A 19,562-nucleotide genomic window follows, 5' to 3' on the forward strand; every position below is an offset into this window, starting at 1 on the left:
GTCAGATCAGCATTTCTTCGACCTCGAAACGGGTCAGCCGCGGCGCGGCGATCGGGCCGAATTCGCGCAGCTTGTCCATCTGCGGAAACAGCGCGAGGAACAGCTCGGCCATCCGCGGGTCGATCGTCCGCTCGAACCCTTCGCCGGGGTGGAAGCTCTCGACCTCCATGCCGCCGACCTTGAGCGAGCCGTGCTGCTCCAGCACCAGATGATAGGCGGAGACCGGCGAGATCGGCGTAACCTCGATGACGCTCACCCCATCGACGAAGGCCGCGATCGGCGCATAGGCCGCCTCGATGCCCAAGCGTCCGCGCAGCCGGGCATCGCGCAGGCAGATCCGCGCATGCGGGCCCAGCACCAGATCCTGCGACGGACGGCCATGTCCGAAGGCTTCGGCGGTCACGCGGATCATCCGCGCGGCCACGTCCTTCGCCGCCGGGAACATTGTCATCGAGCCTTTCCAGGTGACGGTCTCGACCCGCTCATCGGCGGTCAGAACCCGCATCCCGGGCACCAGATCCTCAACCGAGATCGGGCCTTCCTCGGTCGCGATCACGGCACCGCGCGCCAAGGCCGAAAACGCCTCTTCGAACAGCGGGATCGCCGGGGCGACGCGGGATGTTTCTTCGATGAAGCCGTTCGCCTCCAGCCACCACGCGGCGTAGCGGCGGGTCATCGCGGAGGCGCGTAGGGCGCGTTTCGGCGCGTTCGGACTCGCACGCAAAGGGCGCGGCAAAGGCGGTTCGGTTTCGGTGGGACGTAGCGCGGCAGCTGCCGTCCGGTGGGGTAGATTCATGCGATAGGCCTTTCGGTCTTCTCACGGCTGCATCGGCCCCCACCGGTTGCAGAGAGACGCTCACAACATGGCTAAAACCTGCACAGGCGTCAAATTATTGAAGCGATTGTCGCGTGATCGCCAAGCAGTCAGCCCCTGCCCCAACGGCACGTTTCTCCACCGCGCACAAACCGCCACAATCTCACCACATTCAAAGCGAATCACCCGCCCCCAGAGACACTGGAGACGGGTGATGAAAATGGCCGGGCGTGGCAGCGCCCGGCCAGGTCTCGCGCGGCGATCAGCATGACCAATTACGATCGCCGCGCGAGAAGGGAGCTCACTGTGCGGCGCTGACCCGGCGCGAGGCAGACGCCACAGCGCGGCTGGCCTGCGAAGGGCGCGCCTTGCGGGCCCAGGGCATCCGCGTGTCGCAGTCGCGTGCGGAAGCCACGGCGGCTTTCATCCAGCGGCGGGTCGGTTGAGTTTTGTTCATGTCTTTGTCCCCTCGTCTCGAGATCGTTTTCGATCCGGTTCGGGACTGTTTTGCCCGCGCAATGGGGCCAGCATGGGGCGGGAGTTGGATTTTTTCGCGCAAGGAAACGAAAGAATGCGGCAAGGTCGATTGTTTCAGCGAACCTGTCGGCCCCGCGCAGAGCGCCGCCCGCGCGCCCAGATCAGAGCCGGATCGCCGAGAGCAGACGCCCGTAATCGGCCTCGCCCGCATGGGTCGTGCGGCGGTAGGAATAGAAACGCTCAGGCTCCTGATAAGTGCAGCGGCGCATCCATTCCGCCTCGCCGACGCCCGCCTCGCGCAGCCGGTGCAGCGAGAAGCTCGGCAGGTCGAAATGCGGCTTGCCCGAGGGGCCGGGCGAGAAGAAGCGGCTGTAGTCCATGTCCTCCATCAGGAACTGCTCCATGAAGTCTTCGCCGACCTCGTAGGAATGGACCGAGATGCACGGCCCGATCACCGCCGTAATGTCCTCGCGATGCGCGCCCAAGCGCTCCATCGCGTCGAGCGTGTTCTCCAGCACCCCCTCCATCGCGCCGCGCCAGCCCGCATGGGCCGCGCCGATAACGCCCGCTTTCGGGTCGGAGAACAGCACCGGCTGGCAATCGGCGGTCAGGATCGAAATCGCGATGCCCGGCACCTTGGTCACGGCCGCATCGGCGCGCGGCGGCGGATCGGTAATCTCTTCGATCACGGCGACATCGGGCGAATGCACCTGATTGACGCCTTGCAGCGCGTTCAGCTCCACGCCCATCGCATCGGCCGCGCGGGCGCGATTGGTGCGCACCGCCTCGCTTTGATCCGACGAGCCGGGACCGCAGTTGAGCCCCGCGAAAATGCCCGAGGACGCGCCGCCTTTGCGTGTGAAGAACCCGTGCTTCACGGTTCCCAAGGCGGGTGAGGTCAGAATTTCGAGCATCGTCGACATCGCGTTCCTCAATAGCTCAGATGGTCTTCGGATCGAACCCCGGCGGCAGCGGCGCAGCGGGTGCGACAATCGCCAGAGCTTGGAACAGGTGACCCATTTCCTCGGGATGGGTCAAGCGGCGATGCGCGGCGATATGGGTCTCGCGCGCGGCCCCCGATAACGCTTCCGCGAGGCGCTGCGCCCGTGCCGTGATGCCCAGCCGCTCCAGCAGAACGCCCTGCGCGGTCATGCCCGAGACGGCGGCCCCCGCGTCTTGCGCGGCCTGCGCCAGAGGCTCGAAATCGACATGGGCGGTCAGGTCCGCCTCGCCGGGCTCCGCAAACGGATCGACAGGCTCATGGCCCTTGAGCGCCTGAAACGTGTCACCCTTGGAATGCCAGTTGCCATAGTCGATCAGCAGCGCCGTGCCGCCTTGGTTTGCAATCCGCGCAGCCAGCGTCTCGGTGAAGTTCACCGCAGCCGCACAGGTCTCGACCACGTCGCCCGGTGCGGTGTCGGCCATGCGCGGCTCCAACGCCTCGAGGCGCGACGGCGGCGCGAGGCCGGGCGTCAGCGTGCCGTCGTCGGACAGCCCTACCTGCCGCTCGGCCCAGCCGTCGCCGTCCCGCTGGAACTGCCGGATCGGCAGCGCGTCGAGAAACTCGTTCGCGACGACGAAAATCGGCCTCTCGGGCAGGCCGTCGATCGTCTCGTGCCACGTGATCTGATGCGGCGCGAGCGTCGCGCGCTGGATCTCGCGCAAGGTGGGCGAGGCCTCGATCAGATGGACCTGTGCGGCCTCCACCATCCCCGGCACGGCCTTCATCGCACGCAGCATATCGGCCATCAGCGTGCCACGCCCCGGCCCTGCCTCGGCCAGCACGAAGGGCGCGGGCCGGCCCTGATCGAGCCACGCCTGCGCCAGACACAGCCCCAGCATTTCGCCGAACATCTGGGAAATCTCCGGCGCAGTGATGAAATCGCCTGCGCGCCCGAACGGATCGCGGGTGGCGTAATAGCCATGCTCGGGATGCAGCAGGCAGGCGCTCATATAACGGTCGAGCCGCATCGGCCCCTCCGCCGCGATCTGCGCGGCAAGGATGTCGCCCAGCGGGGTCACGAGGCTTTCGGCGCCCGAAGCGCGCGGATCACGAAATACAGCCCCACCGCGATCATCGGCAGCGACAGCACCTGCCCCATCGTCAGCCCCCAGCCATCGGTGAAGCGGATCACATGGCCGTAGGGATTGCCGAGGGTCACAAATTGCGGATCGCCCTGCCGGAACAGCTCGACAAAGGCGCGCGCGGCACCATAGCCCATCAGGAACACGCCGAGGCTCAGGCCTGGGCGCTTCAGCGAGCGGCCGAACCAAACCATGCTCCACAGGATCAGCCCGAGCAGCAGCCCTTCCAGCCCCGCCTCATAGAGCTGCGAAGGATGGCGCGCGCAGGTGCCATCCACCTGCCCCGCGATCCCGAGGCAGGTCTGCGCCAGCTCACCGGGGAAGATCACGCCCCACGGCACGTCCGTGGGACGCCCCCAAAGCTCCGGCTTGATGAAATTCGCGATCCGCCCGAGGAACAACCCGATCGGCGCGACCAGCGCCATCGCATCGGCCAGTTTCAGCTTGGGCACGTCATGCCGTCGCGCGAACCACCAACCCGCGAGCAGAGTGCCCAAGAAACCACCGTGGAAGGACATGCCGCCCTGCCAGACCTTCACGATGTCGAGCGGATGGGCCAGATACCAAGCCGGTTCATAGAACAGGATGAAGCCAAGCCGCCCGCCCAGAACCACGCCGATGATCACCGCCGTCAGCAGGTCCTCGACCTTGCCGTGCTCCATCGGCGAGCGGTTCTGAGGCCAGAGCGTATCGCGCTTCATAAGCGCCACGATGATCTGCCAGCCCGCGATCAGCCCCGCGATGTAGGCCAGCGCATACCAGCGGATCGGCAGGCCGAGACCGGGGATCGTGATGGCGACCGGATCGAAATCGGGGAAGGGAATGGCGAGAGGCAGCAAGGCGGTCTCCTGTCAGAAATCGCCGCGAGAAAGCCCTGCGCAGGCCGGGAAGTCAACCTTGCCAGCGGGACCGCCGGGGCCCATATAGACAGGGAAGCAAAAATTGACCGCAAGGGGATGCCGATGCAGCCGCCCAACAAGATGTTCGACGAAATGTCCAAGCTGATGACCAACGCGATGGGCGTGGCCCAAGGCGCGAAGGACGAGGCCGAGACGGCGATGAAAAGCTGGATGGACCGCTGGCTGGCCGACCGCGACCTCGTGACCCGCGAGGAATTCGACGCGGTGCGTGCGATGGCGCAGAAAGCGCGCGAGGAAAACGAGGCGCTGAAGGCCCGCATCAAGGCGCTCGAAGGCAAGTCCGAGAGCTGAACTCTTCGCGATGGAATTTGAAAACGCCCGGTCCGAATGGCCGGGCGTTTTTCGTTAAAGCCGCCCTCTTAGCACGGGGCGACCAGCCCCGGGCCGCGCCCGACCCTCCCCCCGGGAGGGCGCATTGGCGATGTCAGCGCGGGCACATCCGACTTACGGGCTTGCGGGATAAACTGCCCGGCCACAATGCGGAGTAAGGCGCCCACCCGAGGCTCGGGCGCGTCCCTCTGTCAGACTTCCAGACACATCACCACAAACCAAAATGCCCGCGCCGAGGCGCGGGCAGATTGAATCTCCGTCGAAAGCCTCGCGGCCTTACTCGCCTTCCGCCTTGTCGTAGGCGTCGATGATCTTCGCGACCATCGGGTGACGCACCACGTCTTTCGCGGTGAAGTAGTTGAAGCTGATCCCCTCGACATGGCCGAGGATGCGCTCCGCATCCTGAAGGCCCGAGGGCATCCCGCGCGGCAGGTCTACCTGAGAGCGGTCGCCGGTGATGACCATCCGCGAGCCCTGCCCCAGACGGGTCAGGAACATCTTCATCTGCATGGTCGAGGCGTTCTGAGCCTCGTCCAGCACCACGAAGGCGTTCGACAGCGTGCGGCCGCGCATGAAGGCGAGCGGCGCGATCTCGATCCGCTTCTCCTCCAGCAGTTTTGCGAGCTGCTTGGCTGGCAGGAAGTCGTTCAGCGCGTCATAGAGCGGCTGCATATAGGGATCGACCTTGTCCTTCATGTCGCCGGGCAGGAAGCCCAGACGCTCGCCCGCCTCGACGGCCGGACGCGACAGGATGATCTTGTCGACATGACCACCGATCAGCATGGTCACACCCACGGCCACCGCGAGATAGGTCTTGCCGGTGCCCGCAGGCCCGATCCCGAAGGCCAGCTCGTGCTCGAAGAGATGCTTCACATAGGCTTTCTGCGCCTCGGTGCGCGGCTCGACCTGCTTCTTGCGGGTGCGGATCTCGAACTTGCCCGCCTCGAACATCTCGAGCTGCTCGTCGACCGTGGTCCCGGTGCCGCCCAGATCGGCCATGCGCAGCGCCGCATCGACTTCTTCGGCGTCGATCTGCTTGTTCTGTTCGAGGCGTTGATACAGCTGATGCAGCACGGCGGCGGCTTGCGATTGCGCTTCGGGCTCGCCCACCACGGCCAGTTGGTTGCCACGCCGCAGGATATGAACCTGAAGTTTGTGCTCTATCTGGGCCAGATTGCGGTCGAATTCACCGCAAAGATCGATCAGCAGCCGGTTGTTGGGGAACTCAAGAAGCGTCTCGTGAGCATCCTGAGAGCGAGGCGGGGGTGTGATCGCGCTGAAGCCCAAATACAGAGTCTCCTTAGCTGGTTTGGTAAAGATATGGTGCCTGCCTCGGGGGATTCACGCAAGCACTGGTTTCCCGCCCTCCTAGGCGCGGCGGCGAATTTCATCAAACTGAAACCAAAAAACGCAGGCGCGGTTCCGCTTGGCCGCATTGCCTATTTATTAGGCGAAGTCGGTTTCGCAAGGGGCTGCGCACCGATACGCCGATCGAGAATGCCACCTCTTCGCCGCACCGCATCATGACCGCCGAATCGCTGGCTGCAAAAAAGGGCCTCCGTGGCGCAGAATCGCGCGGCAAAAGCCAAACGCCCCACAACCCTAGCGCGAGAACTGTCGCAGCAAGCGGAACACCCGCCGACTTTTTTGGCTATTGTTCCCACAAACCCGGCAAATATCGACAAACTCTCGCCAATTTGGGTTCGTTCAGGGCAAACTGCGCACAGACGGAGCCAGGATCGGAGAGATTCTGAGCGCCGTATGTAATCCCGCTGCCCGATCAGGAGAGTCTCGAGAGATGAAGACCATTGCAATCACCGCCGCCGCGCTGCTCACCGGTATGGCATTCGCTGGCGCCGCCCAGGCCGGTACGAGCTGCTACACCGGCCCGGTCGGGCGTGATCACGTCAACAACAAGACCGTCTGTGGCCCGACCCGCAAGCAACAGATTCATATCGACTGCTTCCGCGGTCCGTGGCGTGAGACGATCTGGGATCACCCGCAGGGCAGCTTCGTCGATGATCTGGTGGCGTTCGGCTACGATTACGGCGATGCGAACGGCCTCGCGACTCAGATCTGCAAGAACGAGAGCCTCGTGGGCAACCCGGAAGGCCTGCGTAAGGAGCTTCTGAAAGCGATCGCGAACGATCCGCCCGGCCCGAACTGATCGGCCAGCTTTCCCAATCAAAAAGGGCCGCGGATCACGCGGCCCTTTTCATTTGAGGCGTCAACGCGACGAGAGGTCAGATCAACTCGCCCGCCAGCGAATTCGGCGCCGTCCCGGTGATCCGCACCTTCGCCAGAACGCCGGGGCTAAGCCCTTCGCCCGAGACATGGACCGCCTGCAGGTAATCGGACTTGCCGACCCACTGGCCGTCCAGCCGCCCGGGCTTCTCAAAAAGCACGTTCACTTCGCGCCCGATCATGCTCTCCTGACAGGCCCGCTGTTGCGAGGTCAGAAGCGCCTGAAGCTCTTGCAGCCGCGCATCGGCGACCTCTGCAGGCACCGCGCCTTTCGCGCCAGCCGCGGGCGTGCCCGGGCGCGGCGAGTATTTGAACGAATAGGCCATGCCGTAATTGACCTCGCGGATTAGCGCCATCGTGTCCTCGAAATCCTGAACGGTCTCGCCGGGGAAGCCCACGATGAAATCGCCCGAGATCACGATGTCGGGGCGCGCGGCGCGAATGCGCTCGATCAGGCGGATATAGCTCTCCGCCGTATGCTTGCGGTTCATCGCCTTGAGGATCTTGTCCGAGCCCGATTGCACCGGCAGATGCAGATAGGGCATCAGCTTCGGCTCGTCGCCATGGGCCGCGATCAGATCGTCTTCCATGTCGTTCGGGTGCGAGGTGGTGTAGCGGATGCGCTCAAGCCCATCGATCTTGGCGAGCGACCGGGCCAGCCGCGCGAGCGACCAGTCACCCCCCTCACCTTCCCCGTGATAGGCGTTGACGTTCTGACCCAGCAGCGTGATCTCGCGCACGCCTTTCTCGACCAGCGCCCGCGCCTCGCGCAGGATCTTGTCCGCCGGGCGCGAAACCTCGGCCCCGCGCGTGTAAGGCACCACGCAGAAGGCGCAGAACTTGTCGCAGCCTTCCTGCACCGTCAGGAAGGCGGTCGGGCGCGCCTGCACGGGGCGTGCGGGCAGATGGTCGAACTTGTCTTCCAGAGGAAACTCGGTCTCGACGGGGCGCGCGCCATTATCGGTCCGCGCGACCAGTTCGGGCAGCTTGTGATAGCTTTGCGAGCCCACGACCAGATCCACCAGATCCGAGCGCCGCAGTATCTCGTCCCCCTCGGCCTGCGCGACACAGCCCGCGACACCGATTTTCAGATCGGGCTTGGCCTCCTTGAAAGGACGCAGACGGCCCAAATCGGAATAGACCTTCTCGGCCGCCTTCTCGCGGATATGGCAGGTGTTGAGCAGCACCATATCCGCCGCGCCCACATCGTCGGTCAGCTCATAGCCCTTGGCGCCCATGGCCTCGGCCATGCGCTCACTGTCATAGACATTCATCTGACAGCCATAGGTTTTGATATGCAGCTTTTTCGGAGCGTCGCTCATGCCAATCCTCGCGCGTCTTTCCAGCGGGCCTGATACAGCCAAATCACCCTTTCCCGCAAGGTCGCGCATGGCGCGGGCCGTAAAGGCTTGATTTCATGCGGGCCTTCCCCGATCCTGCGCCCGAAGACCCCGCGAAAGGGCCGCATCGGGCATGAAATATTCCTCGCTGATCGATTTTCTCACCCGCAAGAGCGCGGCGCTGTCCAAAGGCCCGGTCGGCGTGATCCTCGCGGAAGACGGGGTCGAGCTGGAGAGCACGATCCGCCACCATGTCGACCTCGGGTTTCCGGTGCTGCTGGTTCTGGGTCATGCCGCGATGGACCTGCCGGACGATCTGGCCGCCGACAGCCCGACGAAAATCTACCGCATCGATTTCGAGCTGAATCGCCGCGACGCCGCCCCCCTCGCGATCAACCCGATCATCGCGGCCGTGCCTGCGGGAACGTGGCTCTATTACTGCTTCAACGCCGAGTACCTGTTCTTCCCCTTCTGCGAGAGCCGCTCGATCGGCGAGGTTCTGAGCTTTCATACCGAAGAACGCCGCGCCTCGATGCTGAGCTATGTGATCGACCTCTATACCGGCGATCTGGAGGCGCATCCGAACGGCGTCGATACCGAGAACGCGATGTTCGACAAGGCAGGCTATTACGCGCTGGCCCGGCTCGATCCCGAGAACCACGACCACCCGAAAGAGCGGCAGCTGGATTTCTTCGGCGGGCTGCGGTGGCGCTTCGAGGAGCATGTCCCCGCCCAGCGTCGCAAGATCGACCGGATCGCCCTGTTCCGCGCCAAGCCCGGCCTGAAGCTGCGCCCCGACCACACGTTCAACGACGAGGAATACAACACCTATTCCTGCCCGTGGCACCATAACCTGACCTGTGCCACCGCCTCGTTCCGGGTCGCGAAAGCGCTGAAGTTCAATCCCGGATCGACCTATGACGTGCACAGCTTCACCTGGGTCAATTCCGAACGCTTCAACTGGTCGAGCCAGCAGCTCATGGATCTGGGCCTCATCGAACCCGGCCAGTGGTTCTGATCCACACCGCCAACTGATCCCCCTTCGGTTCCCGAACTATGTCTGCACAGGTGCAGGGTCACCTGTGCAATTCCTTAGTAAAAGAATCGCCTTTACAATTCCGATCATTTCACTCAGGTTATTTTCATCAGCCAGTCGATCCCCGACGAGCCGTTTTCGCGAGATGGAGACCGGAGATGAAACGCCCCTCTTCCCCCGGCCCCCGATACCGGGCCGACACGCATGTTGATATCGATCCGCCGCTGAGCCTGCGCGACATCGTCGAGGCGCTGTGCAGCGGCTTCCCCCCGGGCCAGAGCGCGCTCGAAGCGACGCTCGACCGGATCGAGGGAGGCCGCAGATGAGCATCAATGAGAGCTTCGCCAACGCCCTGCCCGTCCATGACGCAGAGGTGCTGACCGGCAAGGGCAACCTCGCCCATATCGTGCTGGACGGTCAGGTCTATACGCTGCGCATCACCAAGGCGGGCAAGCTGATCCTGACCAAATGAGCGCAGTCCTGCGCCACCCACATATCCCGAACGTCTGAAGCCGCCCGATCGCCCCTCGGGCGGATTTTTCGTCTCGAAGACGCGTATCGCTGTGATCTTGGGGGAATGGAGCGGGTGATGGGAATCGAACCCACGTCTTCAGCTTGGAAGGCTGCGGCTCTACCATTGAGCTACACCCGCGCTCTGGCCTCTCCTTAGCGGTCCACGCCGCACCATTCAAGCGGGATCGGCAAGCGGTTCGCGCAAACCCGGCCCCGAGGCGCGGTTCGAATTGACCTCCTGCCCCACGCGCCACGCCTGCAATATGCCCTCGGGCCTCGGCTGCATCAGGGTCGCCGCGCCATGGCCTTCCTCGCCCAGCCATTTCGCCCAATCGGCTTGCTCGAGAACCAGCGGCTCGCGGTGATGAATCGGAGCGAGCGTTGGCCCCGCCGGCAAGGTCACGATGGCGCAGGTGGTCAGCAACTCGCCGCCCTTCTCCCAATCCTGCCAGAGCCCGCCAAACACCATCGGCGCGCCGTCCTTGCGTGAGACGTAGAAAGGTAGCTTCGCCTCCTCCTCGCGATGCCATTCATAAAACCCGTCCGCCGGGATCAGGCAGCGCCGCGACCGGATCGCCGCGCGGAATGCGGGTTTCTCCGCCACCGTCTCGGACCGCGCATTGATCAGCAAAGGCCCGTCCGTCGGCGTCTTGTACCAATGTGGGATGAAGCCCCAGCGCATCGCCCGCAACTGCCGCTGCCCCTCACCGGAGACACAGACCGGCAGGCTCTGGGTCGGGCAGATGTTGAACCGCTCGCCACCCGGCACGTCATTGCCCGGCACCGCCTTGAACAGACGCGCCATCGCATCGACGGGAAGAGTGTTGGCCATACGTCCGCACATGGCACAAAGCTATGCCGCCACGCGCGCAGCACAAGCCCCACGCTTGACCGGACGGCGCGTTTTCGGGCAAGGGAAAGCCATGTTGATTTACAAAATCCTCCGCCGCCCCGAATGGGATGCATTTCGCGAAGCCGGGCACACGCTCGGCGCGCCGGTCGACCTCGCGGACGGCTATATCCATTTCTCCACCGCCGATCAGGTCGTCGAAACGGCTGCGAAACATTTCGCGGGCGAATCCGATCTGGTGCTGGTCGCCTTCGATTCCACCGCGATGGGCGCAGATCTGAAATGGGAGCCCTCGCGCCGCGATCAGCTCTTCCCGCATCTCTACCGCCCGCTGCATCTCAGCGAAGTCGTCTGGGACCACGCCCTGCCCCTCGGCGCTGCGGGCCATATCTTCCCGAAGGAAATGTCGTGACCACCCTGATCGAGCGCGCGGGCCTCGCGGTTTTTCACAAGATCGACCCGGAAAAGGCGCATGGGCTGTCGCTGCGCGCATTGCGGATGGGGCTCGCGCCGCTGCCCGGCCCGATCACTTCGCCGCGGCTGAAGACCGATCTGGCGGGGATGTCGCTTCTCAATCCGGTGGGTCTCGCCGCAGGTTTCGACAAGAACGCAGAGGCCGTGCCGCAGCTGATGCGCGCAGGCTTCGGCTTTCTCGAAGTGGGCGCCGCGACGCCCCGCGCACAGGAAGGCAACCTTCCGCCGCGCCTCTGGCGTCTGCCCGCCGACCGCGCCGCGATCAATCGCTTTGGTTTCAACAATCAGGGCATGGGACCGATCACCGAGCGGCTGGCAAAGCGCCCGCAAGGCATTCCGGTGGGCCTCAATCTCGGGGCCAACAAGGATGCCGCCGACCGCGCGAAAGATTTCGCGACCGTGCTGGCCCATGCCGGTCCGCATCTGGATTTCGCGACGGTCAACGTCTCCTCGCCCAACACAGAGAAACTGCGCGACCTGCAGGGCAAAGCCGCGCTCTCGGCGCTGCTGGCAGGCGTGATCGAGACCCGCGACACCCTCGCACGGCGCATTCCGGTCTTCCTGAAAATCGCCCCCGATCTGAGCGCCGAGGAGCTGGCCGAGATCGCCGAAGTCGCGCTGGAAAGCGGGATCGACGGGATCATCGCGACCAATACGACGCTCTCGCGCGAGGGCCTGACCTCGCCCAACCCCTCCGATCAGGGCGGCCTCTCAGGCGCGCCTTTGTTCGAGAAATCGACCCGCGTTCTGGCGCAGCTGTCGCAGCATACCGCAGGTGCGCTGCCGCTGATCGGCGTGGGCGGCGTGGGCTCTGCCGAGCAGGCCTACGAGAAAATCCGCGCAGGCGCCTCGGCGGTGCAGCTCTATACCGCAATGGTCTTCGCGGGCCTCTCGCTCGCGGCAGATATCGCGCGCGGCCTCGATCGGCTTCTGGAACGCGACGGCTTCGCCAGCGCTTCCGAGGCAATCGGCACCGGGAGGGACAAATGGCTGTAACGATCTGGCACAATCCGCGCTGCTCGAAGTCGCGCGAGACGCTGAAGCTGCTCGAAGCGCGCGGGATCACGCCCGAAGTGCGCGACTACCAGAAAGCGCCGCCAACCATGGCCGAGCTGCAGGACGCGCTGATGAAACTCGGACAGCCCGCCGCCGCGATGATCCGCTGGAAGGATACGGATCTGCCGAAAGACGCCGATGAGAATGAAATCCTCGCGGCGCTGAGCGCCAATCCGAAACTGATCGAACGCCCGCTCGTGCTGACGGAGACGGCGGCCCGCATCGGTCGCCCGCCGGAGACGGTTCTCGAAATCCTTTAAGGTTGAGGGGCGCTGCCCCTCTCCGGCTCCGCCGAGTTCACCCCGGGATATTTCAATCAAGGAGAAGCAAAACAGCTTCTTCGCCTTGGCCAAAATATCACGGGGGAATCTCCGGAGGAGATGGGGGCAGCGCCCCCTCTCCCTTAAGTCTTGTCGCCCTACGGCGACGGGGAGGCAGCGCCCCCTACCCGTTCAGATCCTTGATCAGCCGCCCGTGTTTGCGCAGCTCGGCCACCAATTCGCCGAAGGTGCGCAAGCCCCGCGCCTGAAGCGCCGGGAGCATTTTCAGGAAGGCATCCGCCGTCGCGACCGTGTCTCCGATCGCGGTGTGGCGCGCTTCCTCGGGGATGGTGATACCGAGGCGATGGGTCAGCGCGTCGAGCGTGTGGCTCTCGGATTGCCCAAACACCACCGCCGACAGCAGCACCGTATCGAGGATCGGATGGTCGAAACGTTCGCCGATTGCCACCTCCTTGCGATGCAGGAATTCCATGTCGAAAGGCGCGTTATGCGCGATCAGCACCGCGCCCTCGGCGAAGCGGTGGAAATCGCGCCCCACCTGAGCAATGTCAGGCGCGCCTTCGACCATCGCGTTCGAGATGCCATGCACCTCGGTCGAGCCGGGCGGGATCGGGCGTTTGGGATCGACAAGCGTGTCGAAGACCTCGGTATCGATCCGCCGACCGTTGACGATGCGCACGGCGGCGATCTGCACGATCTCGTCGCCCTCGGTGGGCAGCAGGCCCGTCGTCTCGGTATCGAAGACCACATAGGTCAGATCGGTCAGCGGCGTGTCGGCGATCTCGGCCACGCGCTCGCGCGAGAGCAGGTCGAAATCATAGACCACCGCGCGCGGCACCGGTTTCGGGCGCTTGGTGACATGGCGCGCCTCGCGCAGCGGGATGCAGAGCCGCGCCCGCGTGTCGCCCAGCTTCTCGGGCCAGATTTCGGCGGCATGGGTGGTCAGCACGCGATGCCCGGTGACGTCCTCCAGCCCCACATCGAGCGGCTGCTCGAGCCAGCCCTCCAGCTCCGCGATAGGCACCGGCGCGCCTTCCCATTCCAGCGCGATCAGCGCGCCGGGGCCGTCCTCGGTGATCTCCAGCCGGAAGTCGCGGCGCCCCGTCAGCTTGCGCACCAGCCCCGCCAGCAGGGCCACCATCTCGAAGCCCTCGCAGCGCAGCATCAGCCCTGCGGTCACCGGCAGGATCGCCCCGCCCTCGGCGGCCACCCGCGCGGCCACCGCCTGCCCCAGATCGGAGGCGCGGATCATCGCGAGCGGCCACCAATCGGCGCGGTTGGCCTCGTGGCGCTCGAAGAATTCATGGATCGCGGCGGAGAGGTGATGCGCCTCGGAATTGGCGGCCTCGCGCACCCGGTCCCGCTCGGGGCCCGGCGCGGGGCCGTCATCGGCGGTCAGCACCCCGATCAGCGATTGCAGGGCTGCGGCAGGGCGGCGGATGCGGTCGAACAGCTCGTCCATCAACTGTTCGCGCTGCGCATGAGAGGCCATGTCGCCCGAGACATCGCGCAGCGTCAGCACATAGCCCGGGCGCGCGCTCAGATGATGATCTTCGCCCTCCGACAGCAGACGCATCCGCGCGGCGAGCACCCGGCCCTCCGCCTTGGTCGAGCAGAGCAGGTCGGAGGCGGCGTCGGGATCTTCCGTCGCCAGAAGGCGATCATAGGCATGGGCGATGGGCGGCTGGTTGAGATAGTCGAAGACGCGCCGATCCAGCCCCGGCGCATGGGCCGAGCCCAAGAGCTCCACCGCCTGCCCGTTATAGAAAGCCAGCTGATGATCGGCGGTGCAGAGCAGCACGCCCACCGGCACATCCGACAAGAGCGCCTCGAGCCTTTCCTTCTCCTGCGCGAGCCGCGTCGTCTCGCGCTGCACGGCTTCGGTCAGGGCGTTGCGGGTCTCCGACAGGTGGCGCGTAACCGAGGCGGCGGCAGGCGCCAGATCGCCCAGATAGCGCGCGATATCGGCGTCCATATCGCCCTCGATCTCGGCCGTCGTGCGGGCGCGCAACATCCCCGAGAGCCGCTCGATCGGCTTGGCCACGTTCTCGTCGAAGAGAAACCAGATCCAGGCGATCAGCCCGAGGATCACGAAGCCCGCGACCGCGCCGCCGATCACCATAGCATTCAGAAGCTCAGGGTCGCCCAGACGGGAGAAGCCGAACCACAGCCCCGCCACCAGCGCCACCAGATTGCCGAGCGCCAAGGCGGCGAAGAACAGAAACACCCGGGTGCGCAGGGAAAGCCGGGTGAGATCCATCAGGCCGTCTCCCCGTCGAGGATGCGGTGGACCTCCTCGCGCAATTCGCGCAGCTCGAAGGGTTTGGCGATGAAACCGTCGGCACCGAGCGCGAGGCCCTTGCGGCGCTCCATCGCGGAGCCGCGCGCGGTCATCATCAGGATCTTCACATCGCCAAGGCCCTTGTCGGCGCGCACGCCTTCGCAGATCTCGTAGCCCGAGACCTCGGGCAGCATCACGTCAAGGAGCACCAGATCGGGGCGGGTCTCGCGGATTTTCTCCAGCGCGCCGCGCCCGGTATCGATCCGGTCATGCTCGAACCCCTCGCGGCTCATCAGATAGTCGAGCGCGATGGCGATATTGTCCTCATCCTCCACGATCAGGACGCGATGTTTCCTCCCCCCCGGCATGGTCTCATCCTCCTGCGCATACCGCTTTCAGCCCCGGGTCGTCGGGCGTGAGTTTCAGCCAACCGCCGCCCGACAGCTCTCCGTCTTTCGTCAGCGTGGCCCCGTTCACCAGATCGGCGCGGCTGTCGGTCTTGCAGTCATAGACCGTCGGCACCGTCTGCAAATTCTGCCAGCGGCCGATCAGCAGCAGATCGGTCTCGGCCAGCTCCGGCTTGCCCGCCACCGGATGCTCCACTTTGCCCGCATCGACCGCCATGAAGCGGGTGACCATCGGCACAAGATAGGTCCAGGGCCGCCAGCCGACGCTTTCGTCGATCTTCTGCAAGACGACGACCGTGTCGGGCATGTCCGCGCGCATCTTGGGATACCACGAATACTCGCTCCAGACCGTGTAGCCGATAAGCGCCGCCCCGACCGCTGCGGGCATCACCCATTTCGGCAGCTTCTCGCCGCGGAACTTCTTGCTCAGATGAGAGAGCAGGAAGACCACGAGAGCGGCAAGCGCGCCGGCAGCAAGGGTCGAGATGTAATCGTTCGTCATAAGCTCTCCTCAGCTCATCGCGCCTTTGCCATGTCCGGCGGCCGATTGCATGGTCCGCACCACGACGAACGCGTCCCGCAGGTGGGAGCGTTCGAAGTCGGACAGGTCCGACGGTGCGAGATAATTGTCAGGTTTGCGCCCCGAACGGGCCAGATGCGCCTGGTTCTCCAGCCGCATCGACGCGATCAGGTCATAGGCCTCGACCAGATCGCGCGCGCCGGAATGGCTCAGCACGCCGGCATGCTCGGCCTCGATCAGACGGGCGCGGGTGTTCACTTCGGGCAAGCGGCCCTGAAGCGCATAGATGCGGGCCAGATCGGTCACCGGGACCACGCCGTTATGCTTCATGTCGATATGGTTGCGATGCTCGCCCGAGCGGATCGTGGCGAAGCCCCGGATCAGGCCCAGCGGCGGATGATGCTTGAGGCTGTTGGCAATCATATGGGCCACGAAGATCGAGTTCTTCGACGCCTTCGCCAGGGTCTCTTCCTGCAACTGCTGGAACAGCCCCGCCCCGTTGCCGCCGATCGCGCGCAGATCGAACATCACCGAGGCGAGCATCTGCGCCTCGGGGTTGGGCTTGGCGATCCAGCCGTTGAAATAGTCCCGCCAGACGCGGACCGGCTGACACCAGCGCGGGTTCGTCGCCATCATGTCGCCCGGGCAATAGACGTAGCCGCAGGCATCCAGCCCGTCCGAGACGATCTTCGCGAGCTGGCGGAAATACTCCATATCCGCCTCGGTCACGGCATCATCGAGGATCAGGCAATTGTCCTGATCGGAGACCCCGGTCTGCTCTTGGCGCCCCTGCGAGCCGCAGGCCAGCCACAGATAGGGCACCGGCGGCGGCCCCAGCGCCTCCTCGGCCATCTTCAGCAGGCGGCGCGTGACCGCATCGGCGATATCGGTGATCAGACGGGTGATGACCTCATGCGCGTGATGCCCGCCCACGAGCTGCACCAGAAGCTGCGGGATGCGCGCGGTGACGGCGGCCATTTCCGGCACGGTCTCGGCGCCCGCCACATCGCGGATCAGCACGGCCGAGCTGACCGCCTGAAAGCGGGTCAGATCGGTCTGGGTGATCATGCCTACGAAGCGCCCGCGATCGGTGATCGGCAGGTGACCGACGCGCTTTTCCAGCATGACATGCAGAAGGTCCGTGCCCAGCCCCTCGGGGGTCAGCGTCACCGGATCGGGCGTCATCACCTCGCCCACGGGCGTATCGGGCGCGCGGCCTTCGGCCAGAACCTTGTTCGACAGATCGCGCACCGTGACGATGCCCAACAGCCCACCCTCGCCATCGGTCACGCCGAGCGAGGAAATATGCGCATCGCGCATCTGCCGCGCAGCCTCGGTCACGGTGGTCTCGGGCGCGCAGCCCATCGGCTCCTGCGCCAGCAGGTCAGCGATCTTCATCGTCGCGATGGAATTGGTGCGGGTCTCGCCACCGCGCACCCGGTTGAAGAAGCGCGCGAAGGCGGGGGTGTTTTGCGACAGCTCGCGGAACTCTTCGACCGGCAGCTCCAGCAGCACGGTCTCGGCGGTCGTGCGCGCGGTGGTCGCGGCCAGACCGTCGCGCATCAGCCCGCGCTCGCCAAAGGTGTTGCGCGCGCCGAGGATCGAGACCAGCGCCCCGTTCTGATCGGTGACTTCGACCGCTCCGCGCTTGATCAGGTAGATGCCCTTGAGCGGCTCGCGATAGGAATAGACGGTTTCGCCTGCGGGCAATTCTCTGCGGCGGAAGGAACTGGCGACATGCTCCAGCTCGTTGCGCGACAGATTGTCGTAAGGGTGGACGCCTTCGAGAAATGCGAGGATCGGGGTCAGATCGGCGGCCATGATCTTGTCCTTTGGGTGGTGGCGGCGCCCCGAGGGGCGCCTGCCGAAGATTCAGAGGTCGGGACGAGGTTACCCCCCGTCCCGCGCCGCTGTCTTAGTGGTCGACTGCCGCACCGGCGCCTTTCGGCACGCGGATCGACTCGACGAGTTCCTGGATATCTTCCGGGGTCTCCTTGGTCGCGTTCGACACGAAGTAGGCCACGATGAAGTTCAGGACCGCGCCGATCACCCCGAAGGAGGTCGACTTGATCGAGAGGATCATCGGCTGGGCATCCGTGAACGTGTTGGTGCCCGGGATGAAGAACCAGCCCTTGTGCAGGAAGATGTAGATCAGCGTGGTCGCGAGACCCGTGAGCATACCTGCAACAGCCCCGGTGTTGTTGATGCGCTTCGTGAAGATGCCCATCATCAGTGCCGGGAAGATCGACGACGCTGCCAGACCGAAGGCCAGAGCCACCGTCTGTGCCGCGAAGCCGGGCGGGTTCAGACCCAGATAGGTCGCCACGACGATCGCCACGGCCATCGAGATACGGGCGGCCAGAAGCTCGCCTTTTTCCGAGATGCCCGGGTTGATCTGCGACTTGATCAGGTCGTGCGAGACCGCCGACGAGATCGCCATCAGAAGACCAGCCGCCGTCGACAGAGCCGCAGCCAGACCACCGGCCGCCACCAGCGCGATCACCCAACCCGGCAGGTTGGCGATCTCGGGGTTGGCGAGCGTGATGATGTCGCGGTTCACGGTCAGTTCGTTTGCGTCGCTCGCATTGTACTCGATGCGGCCGTCGCCGTTCTTGTCGTCGAAGGACAGAAGACCGGTCTGGGCCCAGTTACGCACCCAAGCGAGGTTCTGGTCGTTCTCGATCGCGGTCATTTCCACGGCCGGCTCGGTCACGCCATTCGGGTAGAAGGTCGAAACGAGGTTCAGACGCGCCATTGCACCCACAGCCGGAGCGGTCAGGTAGAGAAGCGCGATGAACACCAGCGCCCAGCCCGCCGAGGAACGCGCGTCGGCGACCTTCGGAACGGTGAAGAAGCGCACGATGACGTGCGGCAGACCGGCGGTACCGATCATCAGCGTCATGGTGAACAGGAACATGTTCAGCGTGGTGTCATGCTGACCCGTGTAGGACTTGAAGCCCAGTGCCTCGACGGTGTCGTTCAGCGTCGACAGGATCGGCGCGCCGGTGTTGACGTCGTTCGAGAACAGGCCAAGACCCGGGATCGGGTTGCCGGTCAGCTGCAGCGAGATGAAGATCGCCGGGATGGTGTAGGCGATGATCAGCACGACGTACTGAGCCACCTGCGTGTAGGTGATGCCCTTCATGCCGCCCAGAACCGCGTAGAGGAACACGATCGCCGCGCCGATGAACAGGCCGGTGGTGTTGTCCACTTCGAGGAAGCGCGAGAACGCAACGCCCACACCGGTCATCTGACCGATAACGTAGGTGATCGACGCAACGATGAGGCAGATAACGGCCACGGTGCGCGCGGTTTGCGAATAGAAACGGTCGCCGATGAATTCCGGCACGGTGAACTTGCCAAACTTGCGCAGATAGGGCGCAAGCAGCATGGCCAGAAGCACGTAGCCACCGGTCCAGCCCATCAGGTAGACCGAGGTGTCGTAGCCGCCGAAGGCGATGAGGCCAGCCATCGAGATGAACGACGCGGCCGACATCCAGTCAGCGCCCGTAGCCATACCGTTGACGACCGGGTGAACGCCGCGACCCGCGGCGTAGAATTCCGACGTGGAACCCGCACGGGCCCAGATCGCGATGCCGATGTAGAGCACGAAAGTCGCGCCGACCACCAGCAGGTTGAGGGTAAACTGATCCATGTCCCTCTCTCCTCCCTGAGATTATTCTTCGACGCCGTGCTCGCGGTCCAGTTTGTTCATCCGCCACGCATAGGTGAAGATGAGCACCAGGAACACGAGGATCGAACCTTGCTGGGCGAACCAGAAGCCAAGATCAGTGCCACCAATTTTGATGCCTGCCAGCATCGGGCGCAGCAGGATGCCGAAGCCGAAGGACACGATGAACCAGATCACCAGAGAAATCTGGATGGTCCGGATATTCGCCTTCCAATAGGCGTTGGACGAGGATTTGTCCGCCAT

General features: G+C 64.7%; 22 protein-coding genes and 1 tRNA gene. 8 read left to right on the forward strand and 15 right to left on the reverse strand.

The genetic code is table 11. The features are described 5' to 3' along the window. Nucleotide 1 precedes the first annotated feature (1 nt). From AXZ77_RS15815 to lgt, 5 genes are all read right to left on the reverse strand, one after another. Complete coding sequence (locus AXZ77_RS15815) at nucleotides 2–676, reverse strand: Hint domain-containing protein (protein WP_176536058.1); 675 nt, start codon at nucleotides 674–676, stop codon at nucleotides 2–4. 439 nt (nucleotides 677–1,115) lie between these two features. Then, a complete protein-coding gene (locus AXZ77_RS19630) occupies nucleotides 1,116–1,271 on the reverse strand; it encodes a hypothetical protein (RefSeq protein ID WP_176536059.1) in 156 nt (51 codons plus the stop codon). 181 nt (nucleotides 1,272–1,452) lie between these two features. Continuing rightward, a complete protein-coding gene (gene pgeF / locus AXZ77_RS15820; protein ID WP_098412582.1) occupies nucleotides 1,453–2,205 on the reverse strand; it encodes a peptidoglycan editing factor PgeF in 753 nt (250 codons plus the stop codon). A gap of 25 nt (nucleotides 2,206–2,230) precedes the next feature. After that, nucleotides 2,231–3,313, reverse strand: coding sequence for a class I SAM-dependent methyltransferase (locus AXZ77_RS15825; RefSeq protein ID WP_098411894.1), 1,083 nt, complete (start codon nucleotides 3,311–3,313; stop codon nucleotides 2,231–2,233). Further along, nucleotides 3,310–4,215, reverse strand: a complete 906-nt coding sequence (gene lgt, locus AXZ77_RS15830) for a prolipoprotein diacylglyceryl transferase (RefSeq protein WP_098411895.1) — start codon at nucleotides 4,213–4,215, stop codon at nucleotides 3,310–3,312. The genes AXZ77_RS15825 and lgt overlap by 4 nt, the downstream gene beginning before the upstream one ends. A 123-nt stretch (nucleotides 4,216–4,338) precedes the next feature. On the opposite strand from lgt, the gene AXZ77_RS15835 reads away from it, so the two are divergent. Continuing rightward, entirely contained in the window at nucleotides 4,339–4,587 is a 249-nt protein-coding gene (locus AXZ77_RS15835; RefSeq protein ID WP_098412583.1) for an accessory factor UbiK family protein, read from the forward strand. Between the two features lie 315 nt (nucleotides 4,588–4,902). Here the strand turns inward: AXZ77_RS15835 and AXZ77_RS15840 are convergent, their stop codons facing one another. After that, entirely contained in the window at nucleotides 4,903–5,913 is a 1,011-nt protein-coding gene (locus AXZ77_RS15840) for a PhoH family protein (RefSeq protein ID WP_176536060.1), read from the reverse strand. Between the two features lie 511 nt (nucleotides 5,914–6,424). On the opposite strand from AXZ77_RS15840, the gene AXZ77_RS15845 reads away from it, so the two are divergent. Continuing rightward, nucleotides 6,425–6,793: a hypothetical protein gene (locus AXZ77_RS15845; protein WP_098411897.1), complete on the forward strand. Its 369-nt coding sequence runs from the start codon at nucleotides 6,425–6,427 to the stop codon at nucleotides 6,791–6,793. 76 nt (nucleotides 6,794–6,869) lie between these two features. Here AXZ77_RS15845 and miaB read toward each other — a convergent pair whose 3' ends face one another. Next, entirely contained in the window at nucleotides 6,870–8,192 is a 1,323-nt protein-coding gene (gene miaB, locus AXZ77_RS15850) for a tRNA (N6-isopentenyl adenosine(37)-C2)-methylthiotransferase MiaB (protein ID WP_098411898.1), read from the reverse strand. A 151-nt stretch (nucleotides 8,193–8,343) separates the two neighbouring features. Between miaB and AXZ77_RS15855 the strand changes: the two genes are divergently transcribed. The 3 genes from AXZ77_RS15855 to hemP all read left to right on the forward strand — a co-directional run bounded on the left by AXZ77_RS15855 (nucleotide 8,344) and on the right by hemP (nucleotide 9,718). Continuing rightward, nucleotides 8,344–9,228, forward strand: a complete 885-nt coding sequence (locus tag AXZ77_RS15855; protein ID WP_098411899.1) for a glycosyltransferase family 2 protein — start codon at nucleotides 8,344–8,346, stop codon at nucleotides 9,226–9,228. A 176-nt stretch (nucleotides 9,229–9,404) separates the two neighbouring features. After that, complete coding sequence (locus AXZ77_RS19635; protein ID WP_158522126.1) at nucleotides 9,405–9,572, forward strand: hypothetical protein; 168 nt, start codon at nucleotides 9,405–9,407, stop codon at nucleotides 9,570–9,572. Next, nucleotides 9,569–9,718: a hemin uptake protein HemP gene (hemP, locus tag AXZ77_RS15860; RefSeq protein ID WP_075774069.1), complete on the forward strand. Its 150-nt coding sequence runs from the start codon at nucleotides 9,569–9,571 to the stop codon at nucleotides 9,716–9,718. The genes AXZ77_RS19635 and hemP overlap by 4 nt, the downstream gene beginning before the upstream one ends. 106 nt (nucleotides 9,719–9,824) lie before the next feature. Here hemP and AXZ77_RS15865 read toward each other — a convergent pair. Both AXZ77_RS15865 and AXZ77_RS15870 read right to left on the reverse strand, forming a co-directional pair. Next, nucleotides 9,825–9,898 (reverse strand) — tRNA-Gly (locus AXZ77_RS15865). A 36-nt stretch (nucleotides 9,899–9,934) separates the two neighbouring features. Beyond that, entirely contained in the window at nucleotides 9,935–10,603 is a 669-nt protein-coding gene (locus tag AXZ77_RS15870) for an SOS response-associated peptidase (RefSeq protein ID WP_098411900.1), read from the reverse strand. A gap of 79 nt (nucleotides 10,604–10,682) precedes the next feature. Between AXZ77_RS15870 and AXZ77_RS15875 the strand changes: the two genes are divergently transcribed. From AXZ77_RS15875 to arsC, 3 genes are read left to right on the forward strand one after another with little or no spacing between them, the layout of a single operon-like run. Next, the gene (locus AXZ77_RS15875) at nucleotides 10,683–11,021 is read left to right on the forward strand and encodes a DUF952 domain-containing protein (protein WP_078600405.1); all 339 of its coding nucleotides are present in this window, start codon (nucleotides 10,683–10,685) and stop codon (nucleotides 11,019–11,021) included. Between the two features lie 5 nt (nucleotides 11,022–11,026). Further along, a complete protein-coding gene (locus tag AXZ77_RS15880) occupies nucleotides 11,027–12,079 on the forward strand; it encodes a quinone-dependent dihydroorotate dehydrogenase (protein WP_098412584.1) in 1,053 nt (350 codons plus the stop codon). Further along, entirely contained in the window at nucleotides 12,070–12,399 is a 330-nt protein-coding gene (gene arsC, locus AXZ77_RS15885; RefSeq protein ID WP_098411901.1) for an arsenate reductase (glutaredoxin), read from the forward strand. Before AXZ77_RS15880 ends, arsC begins: the two co-directional genes overlap by 10 nt. Before the next feature lie 184 nt (nucleotides 12,400–12,583). Here arsC and AXZ77_RS15890 read toward each other — a convergent pair whose 3' ends face one another. The 6 genes from AXZ77_RS15890 to AXZ77_RS15915 form a co-directional block, all read right to left on the reverse strand. Beyond that, nucleotides 12,584–14,680, reverse strand: coding sequence for an exonuclease domain-containing protein (locus AXZ77_RS15890; protein WP_098411902.1), 2,097 nt, complete (start codon nucleotides 14,678–14,680; stop codon nucleotides 12,584–12,586). Next, nucleotides 14,680–15,069: a response regulator transcription factor gene (locus tag AXZ77_RS15895; protein WP_078522624.1), complete on the reverse strand. Its 390-nt coding sequence runs from the start codon at nucleotides 15,067–15,069 to the stop codon at nucleotides 14,680–14,682. The genes AXZ77_RS15890 and AXZ77_RS15895 overlap by 1 nt, the downstream gene beginning before the upstream one ends. A 4-nt stretch (nucleotides 15,070–15,073) precedes the next feature. After that, the gene (locus AXZ77_RS15900; RefSeq protein WP_078548720.1) at nucleotides 15,074–15,610 is read right to left on the reverse strand and encodes a hypothetical protein; all 537 of its coding nucleotides are present in this window, start codon (nucleotides 15,608–15,610) and stop codon (nucleotides 15,074–15,076) included. 9 nt (nucleotides 15,611–15,619) lie between these two features. Continuing rightward, a complete protein-coding gene (locus AXZ77_RS15905) occupies nucleotides 15,620–17,449 on the reverse strand; it encodes a DUF294 nucleotidyltransferase-like domain-containing protein (protein WP_098411903.1) in 1,830 nt (609 codons plus the stop codon). A 94-nt stretch (nucleotides 17,450–17,543) separates the two neighbouring features. After that, a complete protein-coding gene (locus tag AXZ77_RS15910) occupies nucleotides 17,544–19,283 on the reverse strand; it encodes a sodium:solute symporter family protein (protein ID WP_098411904.1) in 1,740 nt (579 codons plus the stop codon). Nucleotides 19,284–19,304: 21 nt separating this feature from the next. After that, nucleotides 19,305–19,562 (reverse strand): DUF4212 domain-containing protein, encoded by a 258-nt coding sequence (locus tag AXZ77_RS15915; RefSeq protein WP_075774060.1) that lies wholly within the window; start codon nucleotides 19,560–19,562, stop codon nucleotides 19,305–19,307.

It is taken from the genome of Thioclava sp. ES.031 (genome assembly GCF_002563775.1).
In the GTDB taxonomy this organism is placed as follows: domain Bacteria; phylum Pseudomonadota; class Alphaproteobacteria; order Rhodobacterales; family Rhodobacteraceae; genus Thioclava.